Below are 20,051 nucleotides of genomic sequence, written 5' to 3'. Positions count from 1 at the left end.
TCAGCGCCCCGCGTTGAGTACGGCCAGCATCGCCGCGGTCTGGGCGTCGGGCTGGCCATCGAAGCGTTCGGGCCGAAAGCGCATCTGGAACGCGGCGATCACACTGCGCGTCTCCTCATCGAACTCGCCGTGACGCGGCACCCGGTAACCAAAGGCCGCCAGTTGCTCCTGATACCAGGCGATCGTCGGCGGCTCGGCGGCAAAGCCTGGCTGCGCTGCGGCCACCTGCTGCGCGTCCGGCCATAGCGCCAGACCCGCCTCGGCCAGCCGCTGCCAGGGAAACAGCGGACCGGGATCGACCTTGCGCTGCGGCGCGATGTCGCTGTGACCGACCACGGCGCCAGGCTCGAGACCGTGACGGGTCAGAATGTCACGCAACAGCACGATGAGGTTGTCGATCTGCTGCTCGGAGTAGGGATACCAGAGACGTCCTTCAGGGGTATCGACGAACCCCGGGTTGACCAACTCGATGCCGATGGATGTGGCATTCAGCCAGGTACGACCGTTCCACTCACTGTCGCCGGCATGCCAGGCCCGGCGATCCTCCTCCACCAGCCTGTAGACGGTGGCCGGGGAGGAACCGATCAAGTAGTGGCTGCTCACGCCGTTCCCCGTCAGGATCGCCAGCGAGCGCTCGAGGTCGGCGGAGGTATAGTGCATGATGACAAACTGCACGCGGCTGTCGTGCCCGACAGAGGGATGGCTGGTGTCGATGCGCAGGCCACTGGCGCAGCCGGTCAACAACAGCAGGGCCAAGGCCAGGGCAACAGCTTTCATCGGACGACCTCCGGTAGGACTAGACGGCAACTCGAAGGGCGCGAGTATACCTGCAGTGCCGGCGACTCAGCCGGTGGCTGCGTGAGGAGATCTTTCAGCCATCCTCGATCCGGTTGCGTCCGCCATGCTTGGCCCGGTAAAGCGCCTGATCGGCTCGCTCGAAGGCGGTCTCGGCATCGTCCGCCCCGGCGAAGGCGGTCAACCCGACCGATACGGTGATCCGCAGGCGCTCACCCTTGAAATGGAAGGGACACTCCTCGATGGCGCCCCGAAGAGCCTCCAGCAGTTGGCAGCCGGCCTCCAGGGGGGTCGAAGGCATCAGCAGGACGAATTCCTCACCGCCAAAGCGGGCAAGAAAGTCGCTCTTGCGCAACCGCTGTTGCCAGGTGCTGGCAATGATCTTGAGCACCCGATCGCCGGCCATGTGACCGAAGGAATCATTGATCCGCTTGAAGTGGTCCACATCCAGCACTGCCAGCAGCAAGTCGCCACCGTAGCGCTGCCAGCGCACAAGCTCGATATCCAGCCGCTCGTTCCAGGCGGCGCGGTTGGGCAGTCCGGTGAGGCTGTCGAGCAGGGCCTTGCGTCGTTGTTCGTCGAGATTGCCCTGCAGCACCTGGGTGGTGCGTTCCATGCTCGACAGGCGCTCGCTCATCTGGCGCAGGCGTGAGCCGAGCAGTTGCTCGTGTTCGAGCCGCTGGCGCTGGTAGCTGTCGATGGTAGTCAGCAGGCCATCGAGGCGTGCCTCCGCGACCTCCTGCAGCGCCGCCAGGCTGGTCGCCTGGGACACCGAGGCCTGCAGACCGCCCATCTGCTGCCGCAACTCCACATCCAGCGAAGCGCCCATCTCCCGGCCTTTGGCATGGCCGTCGTCCAGATCGGACAGGCTGTGCTGCATGGTCGAGAGCCGCTCGTTGAGCTGACGCAGGTAATTCTGAAAATCCTGCTGCCCAAGGGCATTAAGTGCACGAAACAGAACCGCCAGGTCGTCGAGCACAGGAATCAGCTCGTACCAGTTCAACCGTGCCTGGATCCTTTCACGCAGTGCCTCGGCCTGTGCCTGATACTGCTCCGGCAGGCGCAGGTCTTCGAGCATACCGGACAGGGTGGCCTGGATGCGCTCGGCCACCTGACTGTACGGCGGTTCGGCAACGAGCGAAGGAGGCACGGCGGAGGCCAAATCCTCGCGCAGCGGGGTAGCCAGCCAGGCCACCGGGAATGGCAAGGTATCGAGAAACACCGCTGCCGGTTGAGAGAGATTGACCGGGGTTGGCGCCCGAGCCAGGGGGAAGTCAGGCTGAACAGCGGGCGCGCCTGGCGCAGGCGATACCTCCAGATCAGGGGCAGCTTCACCTTCGGCAAGCAGGTTGCGTGTGCCGAACAGCCGCTGCAGGAAACTGCTGCGTGCCGGATCGGCGTCCTCCGACTGGCTCAGCGCCCGTCCCTGCAACTCGCTCAGCTCGTGCAGCAAGAGTTGCAGCTCGGCAGACTGCGTCACCCCATTGTCGATACGTTTGTCGAGCGCCTTCAGGGCCCGCCGCTCGTGCCCTTGCAAGGCCCGCTGGCGCAGCTGTTCGACCAGGCGATGCAGCGACTGCGCCATCTGTCCGGCGCGGTCCTGGCGACGCCGCTCGGCGGTCAATACCGCTTTCTCCAGACGCGGTACAAGCTCGGCCAGAGCCGAGTCGAGCGCGCCCTGGCGCAGCAGTTCGCGTAACTCCTCGAGGCAACCGTCCACACCCTGGTCCCGGCCTTCCGCTGCCATGCTGGCGCGAACCAGGCTACGCCGCATCAGGTCGACCCTGGTGGCCCAAAGGGCTTCGAGCTGCTCGAGCTGTTCCAGCGTCTGCAGGTATTTGCCTTTCCAGGAGGTGGTTTCGTCGCTCATCCGTGAGACACCGTGGTGAGGGGTTGGGCATGTCTTGCAGTTACATCGGGCAAGCGGATCTCAACGGCCACCGGGAGGTGGTCAGAGATCGGCTGCGCCAGCACCTCGACTCGCTCGAGCGCGAGGCTCGGGCTGAGCAATATGTGGTCCAGGCAGCGCTGAGGCTGCCAGCTGGGAAAGGTGGCTTCGACCTGAGGCGCGAGCAGGCCGAGGTCGCGCAACGGTGAATGTTCGATCAGATCGGTGGCATGGGTGTTCATGTCGCCCATCAACACCACATGCGGGCAGTCGCCGAGCAGCTCGCGGATGTAGGCCAGTTGCCGGGTGCGGGTACGAGGTCCGAGGGCCAGATGCATCATCACCACCATCAGCGCGTCCGTGCTCCGGCCAAAGCGCATGACGATCGCACCTCGTCCCGCCGGCCCCGGCAGCGGATGGTCTTCGAGCCCGCAGGGCTCGAGACGGCTGAGCACGCCGTTGCTGTGCTGGGCGAACTGGCCGAGGTTGCGGTTGAGCTGCTGGTACCAGTAGGGGAAGGCACCGAGCTGGGCGAGATGCTCCACCTGATTGAGATAGCCGGAGCGCAGGCTACCGCCGTCGACTTCCTGCAGCGCCACCAGGTCGTAGCCCGTGAGCACTTCGCCGATGCGCTGAAGGTTCGTCGCCCGTCCCGCATGGGGCAGCAGGTGCTGCCAGCTGCGGGTCAGGTAGTGGTGGTAACCCTGGGTGCTGATGCCGACCTGGATGTTGAAGCTCAGCAGGCGCAGATGTCCATTGGCTGGCAGGCCGCTCGCGTCCAGGGGCAGGCAGTTGACCCTGCCCTGGCGAACCTGACGAGGCGTACTCCACCGGCGCAGCATGGGCGGATCACCGCGCCGCGCGTTCTTTATCGATCAGATAGTCGGCCACTTCCAGGGTCCGCTGGGGGCCGCCGGCCGATCCCAGGTCGAAACGGTACTTGCCATTCACCACCATCACCGGCACCCCGGTGATCTGGTAGGCCATGCCTTGACGCTTGGCTTTTTCCGTTGCGCTCCTGACGCCGAAGGAATTGAAGGTCTTGAGGAAAGCCTCGCGCTCGACCCCGTGATCGACCAGCAAATCGGCCATCGCCTCGGGAGTAGCGAGTTTCTTGCCGTCACGGTGCATGGCGGCGAATACAGCCTGGTGCACTTCCTCACCGACGTTCATCGCCTCCAGGGCGATGAACAGCTGGCCGTGCAGGTTCCAGACGCCACCGAACATCGCGGGGATGCGGCGGAATATCACGTCTTCGGGCAGTTGTTCGGCCCAGGGATGGACCACTGGCTCGAACTGGTAGCAATGCGGGCAGCCGTACCAGAACAGCTCCACCACCTCGATCTTGTCGGCATCGATGGTCGGAACCGGATTACGCAGTTCGACGTACTCCTTGCCGGCCTGGAATTCCTCGGCCTGGGCCAGTTGACCGATGAGACCGGCCGCCGCTAGCACGACACCAAGCATGAGTTTGCGCATGTCTGACTCCTGAGTGAAAAGGCACCCGTGGCATTGGGCAGGGTGTGAGCGATGGTAACCGCAGCCCACGGGCGCCGGGGCGCATCATTGTAACGAGGGCAGAAACAAAAAAGGCGACCCGGCTCACGGCCGGGTCGCCCTTTTTCAACCACTTGTCAGGATCAGTGCAGACCCTGGATGTAGCTCGACAGGGCCTCGATGTCGCGGTTGCTCAACTTGGCGGCAATGGTGCGCATGATCATGGCTTCGCCGTCGTTGTAGCGGTCGCCTTCACGGAAATCGGTGAGCTGCTTGGCGGTATAGGCCGCATGCTGACCGGCCAGGCGCGGATAGGCCGCCAGGGTGTTGCCGGCACCGTCAGGCGCGTGGCAGCCAATGCAGGCCGGCATGCCCAGTTCGAGGTTGCCGCCACGGAACAGCTGCTCGCCATGGGCGACCAGCTCAGGGTCGGCAAAGCCGGTGGTTGCCGCCTGACTGGCATAGAAGGCAGCGATGTCGGCCAGGTCCTGGTCGCTCATCGGGTCGAGCATGCCGGTCATTTCCAGCACGGTACGACCTACGCCAGGCTGGGCACCCGGCGTGCTGCCCGCCTTGATGTCCTGCAGTTGCTTGAGCAGATAACGCTCGCCCTGGCCAGCCAGTTTGGGGAAGTTCGGTGCGGGACTGTTGCCATCCATGCCATGGCAGGCGGAGCATACCGCGACCTTGTTCTGACCGGCTTCGGCGTCTCCAGCCGCGTGGGCCATACCGGTGATTCCCAGGGTCAACAGCAGACTCACGAGTACTTTGTTCATCAGCTCATCCAACGGCTAAGGTTTTGAAAGGATAAGTGCGTCCTGAGCGGTCGCCGCGCAAGAGGGCGGCAGGTCCAGACGACCGACCGCAACGCTGGCTGTCGCCTGGCGGACCAAAGCGCACATAAAAACTGCGGCATTATATACTGATAGTGCCAAAACGGAAATGAACCGTTGACGCACCCTGCGCACCCCACCGGAATGTCCGATGCCTCCGAAAAATCCCATACTGGGCCTGTGCCAACAGGCCTCCTTTGTCATCAGCGCTGCCAAGGTCGATCAGTGTCCGCCGGACGAAGGCCTGGAAATCGCCTTCGCCGGCCGTTCCAACGCCGGCAAGTCCAGCGCGATGAACACCCTTACCCATGCCAACCTGGCGCGAACCTCCAAGACCCCGGGCCGCACTCAGTTGCTCAATTTCTTTCGCCTCGACGATCAGCGACGCCTGGTGGATCTCCCGGGCTACGGCTTCGCCAAGGTACCCATTCCGTTGAAACAGCACTGGCAGCGGCACCTGGAAGCCTATCTGGGAAGCCGCGAGAGCCTTGCCGGGGTGTTTCTGATGATGGATGTCAGGCATCCGCTGACCGACTTCGACCGGATGATGCTGGACTGGGCGCAGGCAAGTGAAATGCCCCTGCATATCCTGCTGACCAAGGCCGACAAGCTGGCCTTCGGCGCCGCCAAGAATGCACTGCTCAAGGTGCAGCGCGAATTGCACCAGCAATGGGGCGACACGGCCAGCGTGCAACTGTTTTCCGCGCCGAAGCGCCAGGGTATCGAAGAGGCTCAGGCAGTCATGGCCACCTGGCTCGGACTCATGGACGACACTGGGAGCCTGGAAGAGAGCTGAACCGCCTGAGGTCAGACTTGCCTGGCGCGAAGGCCGGTCGAGCACTCAATGACAAAAGGCCCGGTGTCTCCACCACACCGAGCCTTTTGTCAGCTACCGGCCGCAGCTGCTCAGGCCGCCAATGAGCCCTTGAGCTTGTTCAAGGCGTTCTTTTCAAGCTGCCGGATACGCTCGGCCGAGACTTTGTATTTGGCCGCCAGCTCATGCAAGGTGGCCTTGTCATCACTCAACCAGCGCTGCTGGAGAATGTCGCGACTGCGCTCGTCCAGCGCGTCCAGCGCTTCCTGCAGGTTGCCGGTGGAATTCTCGCTCCAGTCGGCGTCCTCCAGCTGACGCGCCGGGTCGTAGCGATGGTCCTCCAGGTAATGTGCGGGCGACTGGTAGGCACTGTCGTCGTCGGCTTCCGCGGCCGGATCGAAGGCCATGTCCTGGCCGGTCAGACGGCTTTCCATCTCGCGCACTTCGTGGGGTTCGACACCCAGGCTGTCCGCCACGGCGTTCACTTCGTCATTGTTGAGCCAGGCGAGGCGCTTCTTCTGGCTGCGCAGATTGAAGAACAGCTTGCGCTGCGCCTTGGTGGTGGCGACCTTGACGATGCGCCAGTTGCGCAGGACGAACTCGTGAATCTCGGCGCGGATCCAGTGCACGGCAAAGGACACCAGGCGCACGCCCATCTCCGGATTGAAGCGCTTGACCGCCTTCATGAGACCGACATTGCCTTCCTGGATCAGATCGGCCTGGGCCAGCCCATAGCCGGAATAACTGCGTGCGATGTGGACCACGAAGCGCAGGTGCGCGAGCACCAGTTGGCGGGCTGCATCCAGATCCTGCTGATAATACAGCCGGTCGGCGAGCTCCCGCTCCTGCTCCACGGTCAGCAAGGGCAGGCTGTTGACCGTCTGTACATAGGCCTCGAGATTGCCCCCGGGGACCAGCGCCTGAACAGGTTGCAAAGACGTTGTCATGCAATTCCTCCTACTGACGAACTGCGGCAGTTTAGCATTGGCCCATGAGACTTCAAGGCTGTGGATAAGTTCCCCCAGCCCGCGGCTTCCCGGCCCAAGCAGAAGCGCCCAATCACCGCGGGGCCAGCTCGCGCAGGTGTCTCGCCACTGCCAGCCAGGCGCCGATGTAACCCAGTAGGATGGCACCGACCACCAGCGATACGCCGTCGTCCACCGGCACCCCGAACAGGCCGAAATCGCTCCCGTACAGCCCTGCCAGATCGATCACCGCCTCATCCAGCCAGGCCATGCCGTAAGCGAGGAGCAGCCAGGCCAGCAAGCCGGCCCCCAGGCCATAGAGCGCGCCCATGTAGAGAAAGGGGCGGCGCACGTAGCCATCGGTACCGCCCACGAGCTTGACCACTTCGATCTCCGTACGGCGATTCTCGATGTGCAAGCGGATGGTGTTGCCGATCACCAACAGCAAGGTGGCGATAAGGAGCAGGCTGAGGCCGAACACAAAGCGGTCGCCCAGACGCAGGATGGCGGTCAGCCGCTCGACCCAGAGCAAGTCGAGCTGCGCCAGCTCGACGTCCGGCAGTTCCGCCAGCTCTGCGCGCAGCGCTTCCAGCTGTGCTCGGTCCACCTCATGCGGGGTGACCAGCACCACGCCTGGCAAGGGGTTTTCCGGCAGTTCGCGCAGCACCTCGCCAAGACCTGCCAACTGCTGAAATTCCTCGAGCGCCTGGTCGCGGCTGATCCACTGCGCCTCGGCCACCTCGGGCATCTCGGCGATGCGCTCGCGCAATGCCGCCCCCTCCAGAGCCTCGGCGTCCATACTGAGAAACAGCGAAATCTGCGCGGCACGCTGCCAGGAGCCGCCCAGCCGCTCGACGTTGTCCAGCAGCAGCGCCAGGCCCATGGGCAGGCTCAGCGCCACGGCCATCACCAGGCAGGTGAACAGACTGCCGATGGGGTGCTTGCCCAGGCGCTTGAGGCTGTCCACCAGGCTTGCCCGATGGCTCTCCAGCCAGGCACGCAGCAGGCCACGAAAATCCAATTCGTCGTCGGGCCGGTCCGGCTCCGGCTGCGAGCCAGCGCCGATTCGCTCGGCTACCCGCGGCGTACGCGTCGCGCTCATTGCCCTGCCTCCCCATCTGCGATCAGGCGCCCGCGCTGCAGCGTCAGCATCCGGTGCCGCATGCGTGCGATCAGCGCCAGGTCGTGGCTGGCGATCAGCACCGTAGTACCCAGCCGGTTGATGTCCTCGAACACACCCATGATCTCTGCAGCCAGCCGTGGGTCGAGGTTGCCCGTGGGCTCATCGGCCAGCAGCAGGGCCGGGCGATGCACCACGGCGCGGGCGATACCGACCCGCTGCTGCTGCCCCGTGGAAAGGTCCGCCGGGTACTGGTCGGCCTTGTCGTGCAGGCTGACGCGATCCAGCGCGGCCATCACGCGCTTGGCGATCTCATCCTTGGACAAGCCGAGGATCTGCAGCGGCAGCGCGGCGTTATCGAACACCGTGCGATCAAACAGCAACTGGTGGTTCTGGAAGACCACTCCGATCTGCCGGCGCAGGAAGGGAATCTGCGAACTGGTGATGCGCGACAGATCCTGTCCCGCCAGCAGCAGCTGACCGGTGGTGGGCCGCTCCATGGCCAGCAGCAGCCGCAACAGGGTGCTTTTGCCGGCGCCGGAATGGCCGGTGACGAACAGGAATTCGCCCCGCGGAACGTGGAACGACAACTCATGAATCCCGACATGGCCATTTGGATAGCGCTTGCCGACCTGTTCGAAGCGAATCATCCGCAAGGGGTCCTTGTGCTCAGGTTTCGGGGCACGCCTGCCAGAAGGCTTCTGACCTGCTCACACCGACTCCTTGTCAGCGAACAGCGCCTTGACGAAGGCATCCGCCTGGAAGGTGCGCAGATCGTCGATGCCTTCGCCGACGCCAATGTAGCGGATCGGCAGGCCAAACTGCTTGGCCAGCGCGAAGATCACACCGCCCTTGGCCGTGCCGTCCAGCTTGGTCAGGGCCAGGCCGGTCAGTTCGACGGCCTGGTTGAATTGCCGGGTCTGGTTGATGGCGTTCTGTCCGGTCCCGGCGTCGAGCACCAGCAGGACTTCGTGAGGGGCGCTGCCGTCGAGCTTGCCGATCACCCGGCGCACTTTCTTGAGCTCCTCCATGAGGTTGTCCTTGGTGTGCAGCCGGCCGGCGGTATCGGCGATCAGCACGTCGGCGCCGCGCGCCTTGGCCGCCTGCACGGCATCGAAGATCACCGAGGCAGAATCGGCACCGGTGTGCTGGGCGATCACCGGAATGCGGTTACGCTCGCCCCACACCTGCAACTGCTCCACGGCAGCGGCGCGAAAGGTATCGCCCGCCGCGAGCATCACCTTGTTGCCTTCGTTCTGCAGCTTTTTCGCCAATTTGCCAATGGTGGTGGTCTTGCCAACGCCGTTGACCCCCACCACCAGGATGACGTACGGCTGCTTGTCCGACTCGACCTCCAAAGGCTCCTCGACCGGACGCAACAGCTCGGTGAGCTCCTCCTGCAGCGCCTTGTACAGGGCCCCGCTGTCGGCCAGTTCCTTGCGGGCGATGCGCCGGGTCAGGTTGCCGACGATGGCCGTGGTCGCCTCGACGCCGACATCCGCCAGCAGCAGGCGCGTCTCCAGTTCGTCCAGCAGGTCGTCGTCGATGGCCTTCTTGCCGAGGAACAGGCCGGCCATGCCCTCGCCGATGCTGGCGCTGGTCTTGGACAGTCCCTGGCGCAGCCTGGCAAAGAAGCCTTGTCGCACCGGCTCTTCCTGCACGGGCGCCGGCTCCGGCGCGGCGGGAACGGCCGCCTCGAATGGCGTCCACGCGGCACGCGCGGGCTCGGGTTCTGGTACCGGCTCGGGCTCGGGCTCGGGCTCGGGCTCGGGGATAGTGTCAGCAATCGTCTCGAAGAGCGGCTCGGCTTGTACGGCCGGCGCCTCATCGAGCGGGCGCTCCTCCGCCGCGGGTTCGCTACCCGCCTGTGGCTGCTCATCATTATCCTGTGGCTGACTTTTCCTGCGGAACCAGCCGAACAAGCCTTTCTTCTCGCCGGATTCCGGCGCCTTCTTGTCGTCGTTTGAACCAAACATGCAGGGGCTTTCTCAGAGGGCGATAGGCCGGCGAGAGGCCGCCGACAGATAGCCGTTATCCTAACATCTCTCCTGCGCAGGTGCGCTAAACGCAGCCCGCGCAGGAGAGACGCTTGCCAGATGCGCCTTCACCAGTACCATGAGGCCTGCCGCCTGCGGCAACCCACTGACAGAACAGGCTCTCAAGATGATCCAACTGCTACGCACGCTGGTCGCCGTTCTATGCCTGAGCGGGACAGCGATCGCGTCTGACCTGCAACCAACCCACGAATTCACTCTCGACAACGGCCTGAAGGTGATCGTGCGCGAGGACCACCGCGCCCCGGTGGTGGTGTCACAGCTCTGGTACAAGGTGGGCTCGAGCTATGAGACACCCGGGCGCACCGGCCTTTCGCACATGCTCGAACATATGATGTTCAAGGGCAGCGAAAAGCTGGGACCCGGCGAGGCTTCGCGGATCCTGCGCGAACTGGGCGCGCAGGAAAACGCCTTCACCAGCAATGACTTCACGGCCTATTACCAGGTCCTGGCGCGCGACCGGCTGGCAGTGGCCTTCGAACTCGAGGCCGACCGGCTGGCCAGCCTGCGGCTGAGCGAGGACGAATTCCTCCGTGAGCTGGAAGTGGTCAAGGAAGAACGCCGCCTGCGCACCGACGACCGCCCCAGCTCGCTGGCGTTCGAGCGCTTTCGCACGCTCGCCTACCCTGCCAGCGGCTACCGCAACCCCACCATCGGCTGGATGAGCGACCTCGAGCGCATGACCGTCGAGGACACTCGCGACTGGTTCCAGGCCTGGTACGCCCCCAACAATGCCACCCTGGTCGTCGTCGGTGACGTGACCCTTGCCGAGGTGCGTGGGCTTGCCGCGCGATACTTCGGCCCCATCGAGGCGCGCGCCCTGCAGCCGGCCAAACAGCCGGTGGAACTGGCCGAACCCGGTGAGCGGCGGCTGCGCATGCATGTGCGGACCCAGTTGCCGAGCCTGATGATGGCATTCAACGTGCCGGCGCTGGCGACCGGCGCGGACCCACGCCAGATTCATGCACTGCGGCTGCTGTCCGCCCTGCTCGACGGCGGCTCCAGCGCGCGCCTGGCGACACGACTGGAGCGCGGCGAGGAGCTGGTCACCGGAGCCTCGGCCTGGTACGACGCACATACCCGCGGCGACAGCCTGTTCGTGCTCAGCGCATCGCCCAACGTCCAGCGCGGGCACAGCCTGGAAGACGTCGAGGCAGGCCTGTGGCGCGAGCTCGACGCCCTTCGCCAGACGCCCCCTGACGCGGCGGAACTGGAGCGCGTCCGCGCCCAGGTCATCGCCGGCCTGGTATTCGAGCGCGACTCCATCACCCAGCAGGCCACCGCGATCGGTCGCCTGGAATCGGTGGGATTGTCCTGGCGCCTGATGGACGAGGAGCTGCAGGCCCTGGAAGCGATTACTCCGGAGGACATCCAGTCTGCCGCCCAGACCTTCTTTACCCGTTCCCGGATGACCGTCGCCCATGTCCTGCCGCTGGAGGCCGAGAATGAATAAGCGCCCCGCCCTGTTCCTGCTGGCCGCGGCCCTCCTGGCCCTCGCCGGCTGCCAGAGCCCCTCGCCGGTGGCGACCGACCCCGGCCTGAGCGAGCTGGCCGCGCGCCTGGAGAGTCTCGCCGGCCTCGGCGACCAGACCCTCGCCCGTCGCGATCTGGAGATCCACAGCTGGAAAACCGTCGAAGGCGCCCAAGTGCTCTTCGTCGAGGCTCGCGAGCTGCCGATGTTCGATCTGCGCCTGACCTTTGCCGCCGGCAGCAGCCAGGATGGCGGCGTGCCTGGCCTGGCGAGCCTCACCAACGCCATGCTCGACGAAGGCGTGCCCGGCCGTGACGCCACCGCCATCGCCCAGGGCTTCGAGGAGCTTGGCGCGAGCTTTGGCAAGGGCGCCTACCGCGACATGGGGGTGCTCAGTCTGCGCAGCCTGAGCGACCCGGCCAGACGCGAACCCGCCCTGGCGTTGTTCAGCCAGGTGGCCGGCCAGCCCAGCTTTCCTGCCGACTCGCTCGCGCGGATCAAGAACCAGCTCATGGCCGGCTTCGAGATGCAAAAGCAGAACCCGGGACGCCTGGCCAGCCTGGCTCTGTTCGAGAGTCTCTACGACGAGCACCCCTACGGCCATCCAAGCGAAGGCACTCCGGCCTCGGTCCCCGCCATCGCCGTCGAGCAGCTGCGCGCCTTCCACCGCCGCGCCTACAGCGCCGGCAACGCCGTCATTGCCCTGATCGGCGATCTCGATCGCGAAGAAGCGCAAGCCATCGCCAGCCAGGTGTCGGCTGCGCTGCCCCAGGACTCGCCGCCCGGACCGCTGGCACAGCCGCGCCGCCCGGAAGGCAGCCGCCAGCACATCGAGTTCCCCTCCCAGCAGACCCACCTGATGCTCGCCCAGCTCGGCGTGCCGCGCGGCCATCCCGATTACCCGGCGCTGTATCTGGGCAATCAGATCCTGGGCGGCGGCGGCTTTGGTACCCGGTTGATGGAAGAGGTAAGGGAAAAGCGCGGCCTCACCTATGGCATCTACTCGGGCTTCACCCCGATGCGGGCGGCCGGGCCGTTCATGATCAGCGTGCAGACCCGCGCCGACATGGCCGAGGGCACTCTCGAGCTGGTGCAGGCACTGGTCCGCGAGTTTCTTGCCGAAGGCCCCACCGAAGCCGAGCTGGAGCGTGCCAAACGGGAAACCGCGGGAAGCTTTCCGCTGTCCACCGCAAGCAACGCCGATATCGTCGGCCAGCTCGGCAGCATCGGCTTTTACGGGCTGCCCCTGGGTTACCTGGAGGACTTCATGCGAGACGTGCAGGCGGTATCCGCCGAGGACATCCGCGCCGCGATGAACCGCCACCTTTCAGCCGAGGACTTTACCGTGGTCAGCGTCGGACCAAGCGTGACGCAACTGCCGTTGCCGCCCCCAAGCAACGAGCCTCGCGAACTGCCCTCGGGCGTACCGGAGCATTGATGGTGGCCAAATCCTCGCTCTATCCTGATGCCCACGGCGGCACCGGCCAGCTGCGGATCATCGGCGGCAGCTGGCGCAGCCGGCGCTTCACCTTTCCCGACGCCGAAGGCCTGCGGCCGACCCCTGACCGGGTGCGCGAAACCCTGTTCAACTGGCTGGCCCCTTACCTCTCCGGCGCCAGGGTGCTCGACCCTTTCGTCGGCAGCGGCGCCCTTTATCTGGAAGCCCTGTCGCGCGGGGCGAGCATGGCCATGGCGCTGGATGTCAATGCCAATGCCATCGCCAGCCTGCGCAAGCACCTCGACACCCTGAGCTGTGGCAACGGCCAGCTGTTGCAGAGCGATGCCATGCGCTACCTGGAGAATCAATCGGCCAGCATCTTCGACCTGGTGTTTCTCGACCCGCCGTTCAACCGTAATCTGCTCGGGCCGGTCTGCGAACTGCTCGAGCGCAAGGGCTGGCTGGCCGAGCACGCGTGGATCTATACCGAAAGCGAGGCGCCCCCCTCAGGCCTAGGCCTGCCGGGCAACTGGCGGCTGCACCGGGAGAAGAAGGCCGGACAGGTGCACTACGCACTCTGGCAGCGCGGCCCGACGCCGGCCTGACCGCCCCTTTTTTGCGCATCGCCGCCCAAGCCGCTACCATCCCGCTCTCAAACGCCAGGACGTCGTGATGAACCGAGTGCTGTATCCAGGAACCTTCGATCCCATGACCCGGGGCCATGCCGACCTGGTCGAGCGCGCGTCGCGTCTGTTCGACCACGTAATCATCGCCGTCGCGGCCAGTCCGAAAAAGAATCCGCTGTTTCCGCTGGAGCAGCGGGTCGAGTTGGCACGAGCGGTTACCGGACACCTGCCAAACGTGGAAGTAGTCGGCTTCAGTACGCTTCTGGCGCATTTCGTCAAGGAAAAACAGGCCAACGTGCTTGTTCGTGGCCTGCGCGCGGTATCCGACTTCGAGTACGAGTTCCAGTTGGCGAACATGAACCGCCAGCTTGCGCCTGGCGTAGAGAGCCTGTTTCTGACACCGGCAGAGCAATATTCCTACATTTCCTCGACCATGGTGCGCGAGATCGCTTCGCTGGGCGGTGACGTCAGCAACTTCGTTCATCCGCTGGTCGCCGACGCCCTGACCGAACGTCTGCTCAAGCGCAGCTGAGTGCCTCCCCGCCGGGTGCGCAGGACGCCCGGTTACGGCACAATCAGCCGCCTTTTCTTGTCTGATCCTGTTGAGTAGTGCCGTGGCCCGACCACGGCTGGAGTAACCATGGCCCTGATCATCACCGATGATTGCATCAACTGCGACGTTTGCGAGCCCGAGTGCCCGAACGGCGCGATTTCCCAGGGAGAGGAGATCTATGTGATCGACCCCAACCTGTGCACAGAGTGCGTCGGTCACTACGACGAGCCACAGTGCCAGCAGGTTTGTCCGGTCGACTGCATTCCGCTGGACGAAACCCGAGTCGAGAGCCGCGACGAGCTCATGGAAAAGTACCTGATCATCACCGGCAAGGCCTGATGCCGCCACGCCTGTATCGGGTCTGCTGGCGGACATTCACCGCGCTGCTGGGCCTGGCCCTGCTGCTGCCTGCCCTGGCTGTTCGCGCCGAAGCGCCTGGTCAGGGTGCCGTGGCCACCGCCCACCCGCTCGCCAGCGAAGCCGGCCGCGAGATCCTCACCACCGGCGGCAATGCCTACGATGCCGCGATCGCCATCAGTGCCGCGCTGGCAGTGGTCGAGCCGTACGGCTCGGGGATCGGCGGCGGTGGTTTCTTTCTGCTGCGTGAGGCCGGCGAGTCACCGCGCTATCGCTTTCTCGATGCCCGCGAGCGCGCGCCACTGGCGGCCACGCCCGACACCTACTGGCGCGATGGTGAAGTCCGGCGCGACCTGCTGCTCAATGGCCCGCTCGCCGCGGCCATACCGGGCCTGCCTGCGGCACTGGTGGAGCTGGCCGAGCAGCATGGTCGCCTGCCGCTGGCGCAAAGCCTGGCTCCGGCGATACGCCTCGCGCACCAGGGGTTTATGGTCGACCCGGTGTATCGACAGCGCGCCGGCTGGCGCCTGGCGGCGCTGCGCGACGATGCCGAGAGCGCGCGCCTGTTCCTGCTCGACGGCGAGCTGCCGCCGGTTGGCCATCTACTGCGCCAGCCGGAGCTGGGCGAAACCCTGGCGCGCCTCGGCGCCGAAGGCCGCGCCGGTTTCTACGCCGGCCCGCTGGCCGAAGCCCTGGTGAATGGCGTGCGCAAGGCAGGTGGCATCTGGACCCTGGAAGACCTGGCGAGCTATCGCACCGTCGAGCGCGAGCCGCTGCAGTTCAAGCTGCGCAGTGGGCAGACGCTGATCAGTGCGCCTCCACCCTCTGCCGGCGGGTTGATCCTGGCCCAGAGCCTCGGTTTACTGGAGCGCCTGGACTGGCACCGGGCCGGGCCGCTGGAGGAAGCGCACCTGGTCATCGAAGCGCTGCGCCGCGCCTATCGCGATCGCAGCCTGCTGGGCGATCCGGATTTCGTCGAGGCGCCCCTGGAACGACTGCTGGCTCCTGACTACCTCGACAGGCTCGCCGCCAGCATCACCCGGCAGCGTGCCACGCCGAACGCCGAGCTGGCGCCGGGCGCGCCCTGGGAAGAGCCCGAGCACACCACCCACTTTACCGTCATGGACGGCGACGGCCATGCGGTGGCGGCCACCCTGTCGCTGAACTTCATGTTTGGCGCGGCCTTCAGCGTGCCGGGAACCGGCGTGGTGCTGAACAACGAGATGGACGACTTTGCCGCTGACATCAGCGCCAGCAATGCGTACGAGCTGCGCGGCAGCGCCGCCAACGCCATTGTCGGCGGCAAGCGCCCCCTGTCGAGCATGAGCCCCACCTTTGTCGAAGGCCCGGATGGCTTCGCCAGCTTCGGCACGCCTGGTGGCAGCCGCATACCGAGCATGGTGCTGTTGTCGGTGCTCTCGCACCTGCGCGGCGAGCCGCCCGAGCGCTGGGTCGCGGTCCCGCGCTACCACCACCAGTATCTGCCCGATCGGGTCGATCACGAAGCCGGCTCGTTCAGCGCCGAACAGGCCAGCGCGCTGGAGGCGCTGGGCCATGAGCTCAGACCCATGCAACGCGCCTATGGCAATCAGCAGGTCATCCACTGGGACAAGCGCAGCGGACAGGTCGAGGCGGCCAGCGATCCACGCCTGATAGGGCGGGCATTGGTGGTCGATTAATCCTACAGGCGGATCAGCGGCCCGTCCTCATCGGCCAGCGGCGTCCGCCACACCTCTGAGGCCTGATCAGCCGCGCCCTTGCCGACGGCTACCACGTTGCGCAGGCTCTGGATGATGCGGCTGGCATAACCGAGGTCGTTCATCAGCGAACTGGCCGCCAGGCCATCGAGACGACGCTCACGCACCTCGGCGAACAGCCGCGCGCGGAACCGGCGGTCGTATTCGGCAGCCTGGCCGTCGAGCCACTCCAGCCGGCTGGTCAGCAGATGCCCGGGCAGATCCAGGCGAGCCACCTCGCGGATTTCCCGTAGCGCCCAGAGCAACTGCCGACGCAGCTCGAGGTAATGCTCGTGAACGAGAGAATGCTCGTCGCCCAGGTAGTGGCCAAGGTTCTTCTGCAGGTGCTTGGCGTCCTTCACCGCATCCACCAGATGCAGCGCCACTACCTGGCAGGTGACCCAGAAACTCTGCTGCGCCTCCACCTGGGCCGCATCCAGGTGACTGATGAAACTCAGCAGGTCGGCATACACGCCCTTGATGTAACGCCGATAGAGCTGCTCGGCGTCCAGCGCCTCGGGTCCGGGCCGAGCCCGTAGCAGCGACTCGTCCACCTGCGCCCGGCTCAACTGATCGACCGGCTGATAGAGGGCATGACAGATCACCTCGAGACTCAGCCGCTCGAGATGACGCAACTCCAGCACCGCCGCCTGCGCCGCTGATTCCGCCGAGGCCAGTGCCGCCTCGTTGAGATAGCGCGCATGCACCACCTCGGCATCGAGAGCGGCACCGGCCAGGGTATCGCCAATCAGCACCTGGGGCTCCGGGCGGTCGGCCAGCAGGCGCTCGAGCAGGGCCGCCAGCCGCCGCTGCCAAGGCCAGAACAGCGAAACCCCAATGATGTTGAACAGGCTCTGGAACAGGGCCAGCTGGATCAGCTCGCTGCCGCCCAGGGTCGTCACCGAGGCCTCGACCAACCAACTGAGCGGGCGCAACAGGCTGAACACCACCAGCGCGGTGGTGACATTGAACAGCACATGCGCCAGGGCCAGGCGCTGGCCGCTGCGATTGCCGCCAAGCATGCCGACGATGGCGGTACTCACGCTGGTCCCCACATTGGCGCCGATCGCCAGGGTCAACGCTTGCCAGAGCTCGATCTGGCCGCTGGCGAGCGCCGCCAGCGTGAGCATGAGGGTGGCATGGCTGGACTGCAGCACCACGGTGGCCAGCAGACCGATGCCGACGAACAGCAACTGCCCCGAGCCGCCAGTCCAGTGCCCGCCACTGAGGTCGAAACCGCTGCCGAGGCCATCGAAACCGGCGCGCAACTGGTCGATGGCGAGAAAGATGAAGGCCACACCAAGCACGATCCGCCCGGCGGCCTTGCTTCGGGGGCCGAAGAAACCGGCCAGCACGCCGAGGACCAGCAAGGGCAGCGCCAGCGGAGAAAGACTGAAGTTCTGGCCGACCAGCGCCAGCAGCCAGATGCCGGTGGTCGAGCCCAGGTTGGCACCGAAGATGACGGCGATGCCTCCGGCGAGACCGATCAGGCCGGTGCTGATGAAGGCGATGGTCAACAGCGAAACCAGCGAGGAGGACTGCAGCAGGGTGGTGCCGACCAAGCCGAACAGCAGGCTCTTGAGCGGGCTGGCGGTGCTGCGTGCCAACAGTCGCTCCAGTTGCCCCCCGGCCATCTGCCGCAAGCCTTCTTCCAGGCACTGCATGCCGAACAGGAACAACGCCAGGCCGGCGCACAGCTGCAGCCAGTCGGCGCTGAACCAGAAGCTCGTCGCCAGGCCGACGAACAGCAGGGCCGGCACCACCAGCGCCAGTTGCTTGCGCAGCGAGGACTTCGAAACAGGTGGCATCAACGACACGGAGCTCAAGGTCCGCATCCTTCAAAGCCGCGAAGGATCACCGCGCGCCGGGTCCCGGATGGCTGCTGCTGCAGCCGAGGCAGCGAGCGAAGGCTTCGCGACCCGGCTCGGCGATCAGCGCTTCGGCAGCCTCGCCGACATTGCCACCCAGGGCGGTGAAGGGCAGGCTGACGATGAAGGCTCCGGTTCCGACCAGGGTCGCGGCGATCAACAGCGGACGCGCGATCAGCAGGTCGCCCATCATGGCGAAGCCACGGGGCGCTTCAGCCGTGTACAGGGGGTCGCCACTGACGTTGCTGGTGGTCGACTGGGCATGGGCAGGCAGCGACGCCAGCGCAGTGGTCATCGCCAGAGCGACGGCGGCGGAACGGAACAGATTCATGGTGCGGTCCTTCAGCGTGATCTGACAGAGGATTAACTATACCAGTGGCGCTTCGTTTGTCAGCGTGACCCCTATCAATCCCTTGTCTCAGCGCTGGCAGCGTCCGCAATAGACGCTGGCACGCTGGCCCAGGCGAATCTCCCGCAAGGTCGAGCCACACTGCTTGCAGAAGCCCCCCGCCCGCCCGTAGACGAACAGCTCCTGCTGAAAATAGCCTGGCTTGCCGTCCCCGCCGACAAAGTCGCGCAGGGTGGTGCCGCCGCGCTCGATGGCCTGGGCCAGCACCCGCCGGATCTCCTCGGCAAGCCTCGCGTAGCGCGCCCGGGAAATCGATCCGGCGGCGCGCCGGGGGTCGATGCCGGCGGCGAACAGTGCCTCGCTGGCGTAGATGTTGCCCACTCCGACCACCACGGCGTTGTCCATGATGAATGGCTTGACCGCCATGCGGCGCCCCCGGGACAACCGGTACAGACGCTCACCGTCGAAGTCGTCACCCAGCGGTTCGGGACCGAGCCCGGCCAGCAGCACATGCGCGAGCGGCTCCTCGCTCCACAGCCAGGCGCCGAACCGGCGAGGATCGGTGTAGCGCAGCCGCTTGCCGCCTTCCAGCAGCAGATCGACATGGTCGTGCTTGCCGACGGGCTGCTCGCTCGCCACCAGCCGCAGGCTGCCTGACATCCCCAGGTGGACGATCAGGCAACCCGTTTCGGCGCGAATCAGCAGGTATTTGGCACGTCGCTCCACCGCCAGGATGCGCTGACCGGAGAGCCTCGTATCAAGGTCCTCGGGAATCGGCCAGCGCAATCGCCGTTCGCGTATCAGGACCTGCTCGACGCGCTGGCCAAGCAGGTGGGACTCGATGCCCCGGCGGGTGGTTTCGACTTCTGGAAGTTCGGGCATGACGCATGAACGGGCAGCAAGGGGCCGCAAAACATAGCAGCAAGCTCTGGCAACCGCGAGCGTCCGTCGGATCGACCGGCAGCGCTGCCGAACTCTCCGGGCGCGATCATGATCCGAACTTCACCCTGCCCACCCCGGGCGACCCATCGGTACGGAGATACAGCTTCATGAGTAACGACCTCAGCGGTAAACGCGTGGCGATTCTGGTAACCGACGGCTTCGAGCAGGTCGAACTGACTGCCCCAAAGGAGGCCCTGGAGCAAGCCGGCGCGCAGACCGACATCATTTCCGCCGCGGGCGGCGAAGTGACGGGCTGGAACCACACCACGCCCGCCGACAGCTTCGCCGTGGACAAGACCTTCGACAGCGTGAATGCCGATCAATATGACGCCGTGCTGCTGCCAGGCGGCGTGGTCAACGGCGACACCATCCGCACCAACACTACGGCCCAGCAGCTGCTGCGCCATGTGGCTGCGGCCAACAAGCCGATCGCCGTGATCTGCCACGGCGCCTGGATCCTCAGCTCGGCCGGCCTGGTCAAGGGACGCAAGATGACCAGCTGGCCCTCGCTGGCCGACGACTTGCGCAACGCCGGCGCCCTCTGGGTGGATGAGCAGGTGGTGGTCGACGGCGGGCTGATCAGCAGCCGCAAGCCGGATGACCTGCCTGCCTTCAACGAAGCCCTGATCCGCGTGCTCGGCGCGGCCTGAATCCACACCTCATCCTCTGGAAGCGCCCCCGGGCGCCTCCAGCCTCGGCGGCACTCACGCTTGCTGTCACATCTCTGCAATAATTTCGTTATCTA

General features: G+C 65.6%; 20 protein-coding genes. 8 read left to right on the top strand and 12 right to left on the bottom strand.

Translation table 11 applies throughout. The features are described 5' to 3' along the window. The 5 genes from ACFOMF_RS10810 to ACFOMF_RS10790 form a co-directional block, all read right to left on the bottom strand. Complete coding sequence (locus ACFOMF_RS10810; protein WP_386364646.1) at positions 1-777, bottom strand: N-acetylmuramoyl-L-alanine amidase; 777 nt, start codon at positions 775-777, stop codon at positions 1-3. Positions 778-871: 94 nt separating this feature from the next. Beyond that, positions 872-2,665 (bottom strand): GGDEF domain-containing protein, encoded by a 1,794-nt coding sequence (locus ACFOMF_RS10805; RefSeq protein WP_386364644.1) that lies wholly within the window; start codon positions 2,663-2,665, stop codon positions 872-874. Next, positions 2,662-3,525: an endonuclease/exonuclease/phosphatase family protein gene (locus ACFOMF_RS10800; protein WP_386364642.1), complete on the bottom strand. Its 864-nt coding sequence runs from the start codon at positions 3,523-3,525 to the stop codon at positions 2,662-2,664. Before ACFOMF_RS10800 ends, ACFOMF_RS10805 begins: the two co-directional genes overlap by 4 nt. 7 nt (positions 3,526-3,532) lie before the next feature. Then, positions 3,533-4,162 carry a thiol:disulfide interchange protein DsbA/DsbL gene (locus tag ACFOMF_RS10795; protein WP_386364640.1) on the bottom strand — a complete coding sequence of 210 codons (630 nt, stop codon included), beginning with the start codon at positions 4,160-4,162 and terminating at the stop codon, positions 3,533-3,535. 161 nt (positions 4,163-4,323) lie between these two features. Further along, the gene (locus tag ACFOMF_RS10790; protein ID WP_386364638.1) at positions 4,324-4,956 is read right to left on the bottom strand and encodes a c-type cytochrome; all 633 of its coding nucleotides are present in this window, start codon (positions 4,954-4,956) and stop codon (positions 4,324-4,326) included. Between the two features lie 208 nt (positions 4,957-5,164). On the opposite strand from ACFOMF_RS10790, the gene yihA reads away from it, so the two are divergent. Next, positions 5,165-5,809 (top strand): ribosome biogenesis GTP-binding protein YihA/YsxC, encoded by a 645-nt coding sequence (gene yihA, locus ACFOMF_RS10785; RefSeq protein WP_386364636.1) that lies wholly within the window; start codon positions 5,165-5,167, stop codon positions 5,807-5,809. Positions 5,810-5,919: 110 nt separating this feature from the next. On the opposite strand, the gene rpoH is transcribed toward yihA, so the two are convergent. The 4 genes from rpoH to ftsY form a co-directional block, all read right to left on the bottom strand. Continuing rightward, positions 5,920-6,774: an RNA polymerase sigma factor RpoH gene (rpoH, locus tag ACFOMF_RS10780; protein WP_386364634.1), complete on the bottom strand. Its 855-nt coding sequence runs from the start codon at positions 6,772-6,774 to the stop codon at positions 5,920-5,922. Between the two features lie 112 nt (positions 6,775-6,886). Next, positions 6,887-7,894 carry a permease-like cell division protein FtsX gene (ftsX, locus tag ACFOMF_RS10775; protein WP_386364632.1) on the bottom strand — a complete coding sequence of 336 codons (1,008 nt, stop codon included), beginning with the start codon at positions 7,892-7,894 and terminating at the stop codon, positions 6,887-6,889. Continuing rightward, positions 7,891-8,562, bottom strand: a complete 672-nt coding sequence (gene ftsE / locus ACFOMF_RS10770) for a cell division ATP-binding protein FtsE (protein ID WP_386364630.1) — start codon at positions 8,560-8,562, stop codon at positions 7,891-7,893. Before ftsE ends, ftsX begins: the two co-directional genes overlap by 4 nt. 60 nt (positions 8,563-8,622) lie before the next feature. Further along, entirely contained in the window at positions 8,623-9,888 is a 1,266-nt protein-coding gene (gene ftsY, locus ACFOMF_RS10765; protein ID WP_386364628.1) for a signal recognition particle-docking protein FtsY, read from the bottom strand. Positions 9,889-10,075: 187 nt separating this feature from the next. On the opposite strand from ftsY, the gene ACFOMF_RS10760 reads away from it, so the two are divergent. From ACFOMF_RS10760 to ggt, 6 genes are all read left to right on the top strand, one after another. Then, the gene (locus tag ACFOMF_RS10760; RefSeq protein WP_386364625.1) at positions 10,076-11,419 is read left to right on the top strand and encodes a M16 family metallopeptidase; all 1,344 of its coding nucleotides are present in this window, start codon (positions 10,076-10,078) and stop codon (positions 11,417-11,419) included. Beyond that, entirely contained in the window at positions 11,412-12,875 is a 1,464-nt protein-coding gene (locus ACFOMF_RS10755; RefSeq protein WP_386364623.1) for a M16 family metallopeptidase, read from the top strand. The genes ACFOMF_RS10760 and ACFOMF_RS10755 overlap by 8 nt, the downstream gene beginning before the upstream one ends. Beyond that, complete coding sequence (gene rsmD / locus ACFOMF_RS10750; protein WP_386364622.1) at positions 12,875-13,480, top strand: 16S rRNA (guanine(966)-N(2))-methyltransferase RsmD; 606 nt, start codon at positions 12,875-12,877, stop codon at positions 13,478-13,480. Before ACFOMF_RS10755 ends, rsmD begins: the two co-directional genes overlap by 1 nt. Positions 13,481-13,547: 67 nt before the next feature. Continuing rightward, the gene (gene coaD / locus ACFOMF_RS10745) at positions 13,548-14,033 is read left to right on the top strand and encodes a pantetheine-phosphate adenylyltransferase (RefSeq protein ID WP_386364620.1); all 486 of its coding nucleotides are present in this window, start codon (positions 13,548-13,550) and stop codon (positions 14,031-14,033) included. A 108-nt stretch (positions 14,034-14,141) separates the two neighbouring features. Continuing rightward, positions 14,142-14,393: a YfhL family 4Fe-4S dicluster ferredoxin gene (locus tag ACFOMF_RS10740; protein ID WP_386364618.1), complete on the top strand. Its 252-nt coding sequence runs from the start codon at positions 14,142-14,144 to the stop codon at positions 14,391-14,393. Beyond that, complete coding sequence (gene ggt, locus ACFOMF_RS10735; protein ID WP_386364616.1) at positions 14,393-16,090, top strand: gamma-glutamyltransferase; 1,698 nt, start codon at positions 14,393-14,395, stop codon at positions 16,088-16,090. The genes ACFOMF_RS10740 and ggt overlap by 1 nt, the downstream gene beginning before the upstream one ends. A gap of 2 nt (positions 16,091-16,092) precedes the next feature. On the opposite strand, the gene ACFOMF_RS10730 is transcribed toward ggt, so the two are convergent. The 3 genes from ACFOMF_RS10730 to mutM form a co-directional block, all read right to left on the bottom strand. Further along, a complete protein-coding gene (locus tag ACFOMF_RS10730; RefSeq protein ID WP_386365813.1) occupies positions 16,093-17,955 on the bottom strand; it encodes a Na/Pi cotransporter family protein in 1,863 nt (620 codons plus the stop codon). 46 nt (positions 17,956-18,001) lie between these two features. Further along, the gene (locus ACFOMF_RS10725) at positions 18,002-18,346 is read right to left on the bottom strand and encodes a multidrug transporter (RefSeq protein ID WP_386364614.1); all 345 of its coding nucleotides are present in this window, start codon (positions 18,344-18,346) and stop codon (positions 18,002-18,004) included. 87 nt (positions 18,347-18,433) lie between these two features. Next, positions 18,434-19,246, bottom strand: coding sequence for a bifunctional DNA-formamidopyrimidine glycosylase/DNA-(apurinic or apyrimidinic site) lyase (gene mutM, locus ACFOMF_RS10720; protein WP_386364612.1), 813 nt, complete (start codon positions 19,244-19,246; stop codon positions 18,434-18,436). A gap of 167 nt (positions 19,247-19,413) precedes the next feature. On the opposite strand from mutM, the gene ACFOMF_RS10715 reads away from it, so the two are divergent. Next, on the top strand, positions 19,414-19,956 hold the full coding sequence (locus ACFOMF_RS10715) for a type 1 glutamine amidotransferase domain-containing protein (protein WP_386364610.1): 543 nt from the start codon (positions 19,414-19,416) through the stop codon (positions 19,954-19,956). The last annotated feature ends 95 nt before the right edge of the window (positions 19,957-20,051 follow it).

Origin of the sequence: Stutzerimonas tarimensis (assembly GCF_042648805.1) — a bacterium.
In the GTDB taxonomy this organism is placed as follows: Bacteria; Pseudomonadota; Gammaproteobacteria; order Pseudomonadales; family Pseudomonadaceae; genus Azomonas; species Azomonas tarimensis.
Note: the sequence above shows the minus strand (reverse complement) of the source record. Positions and strands in the feature narration are given on the sequence as shown.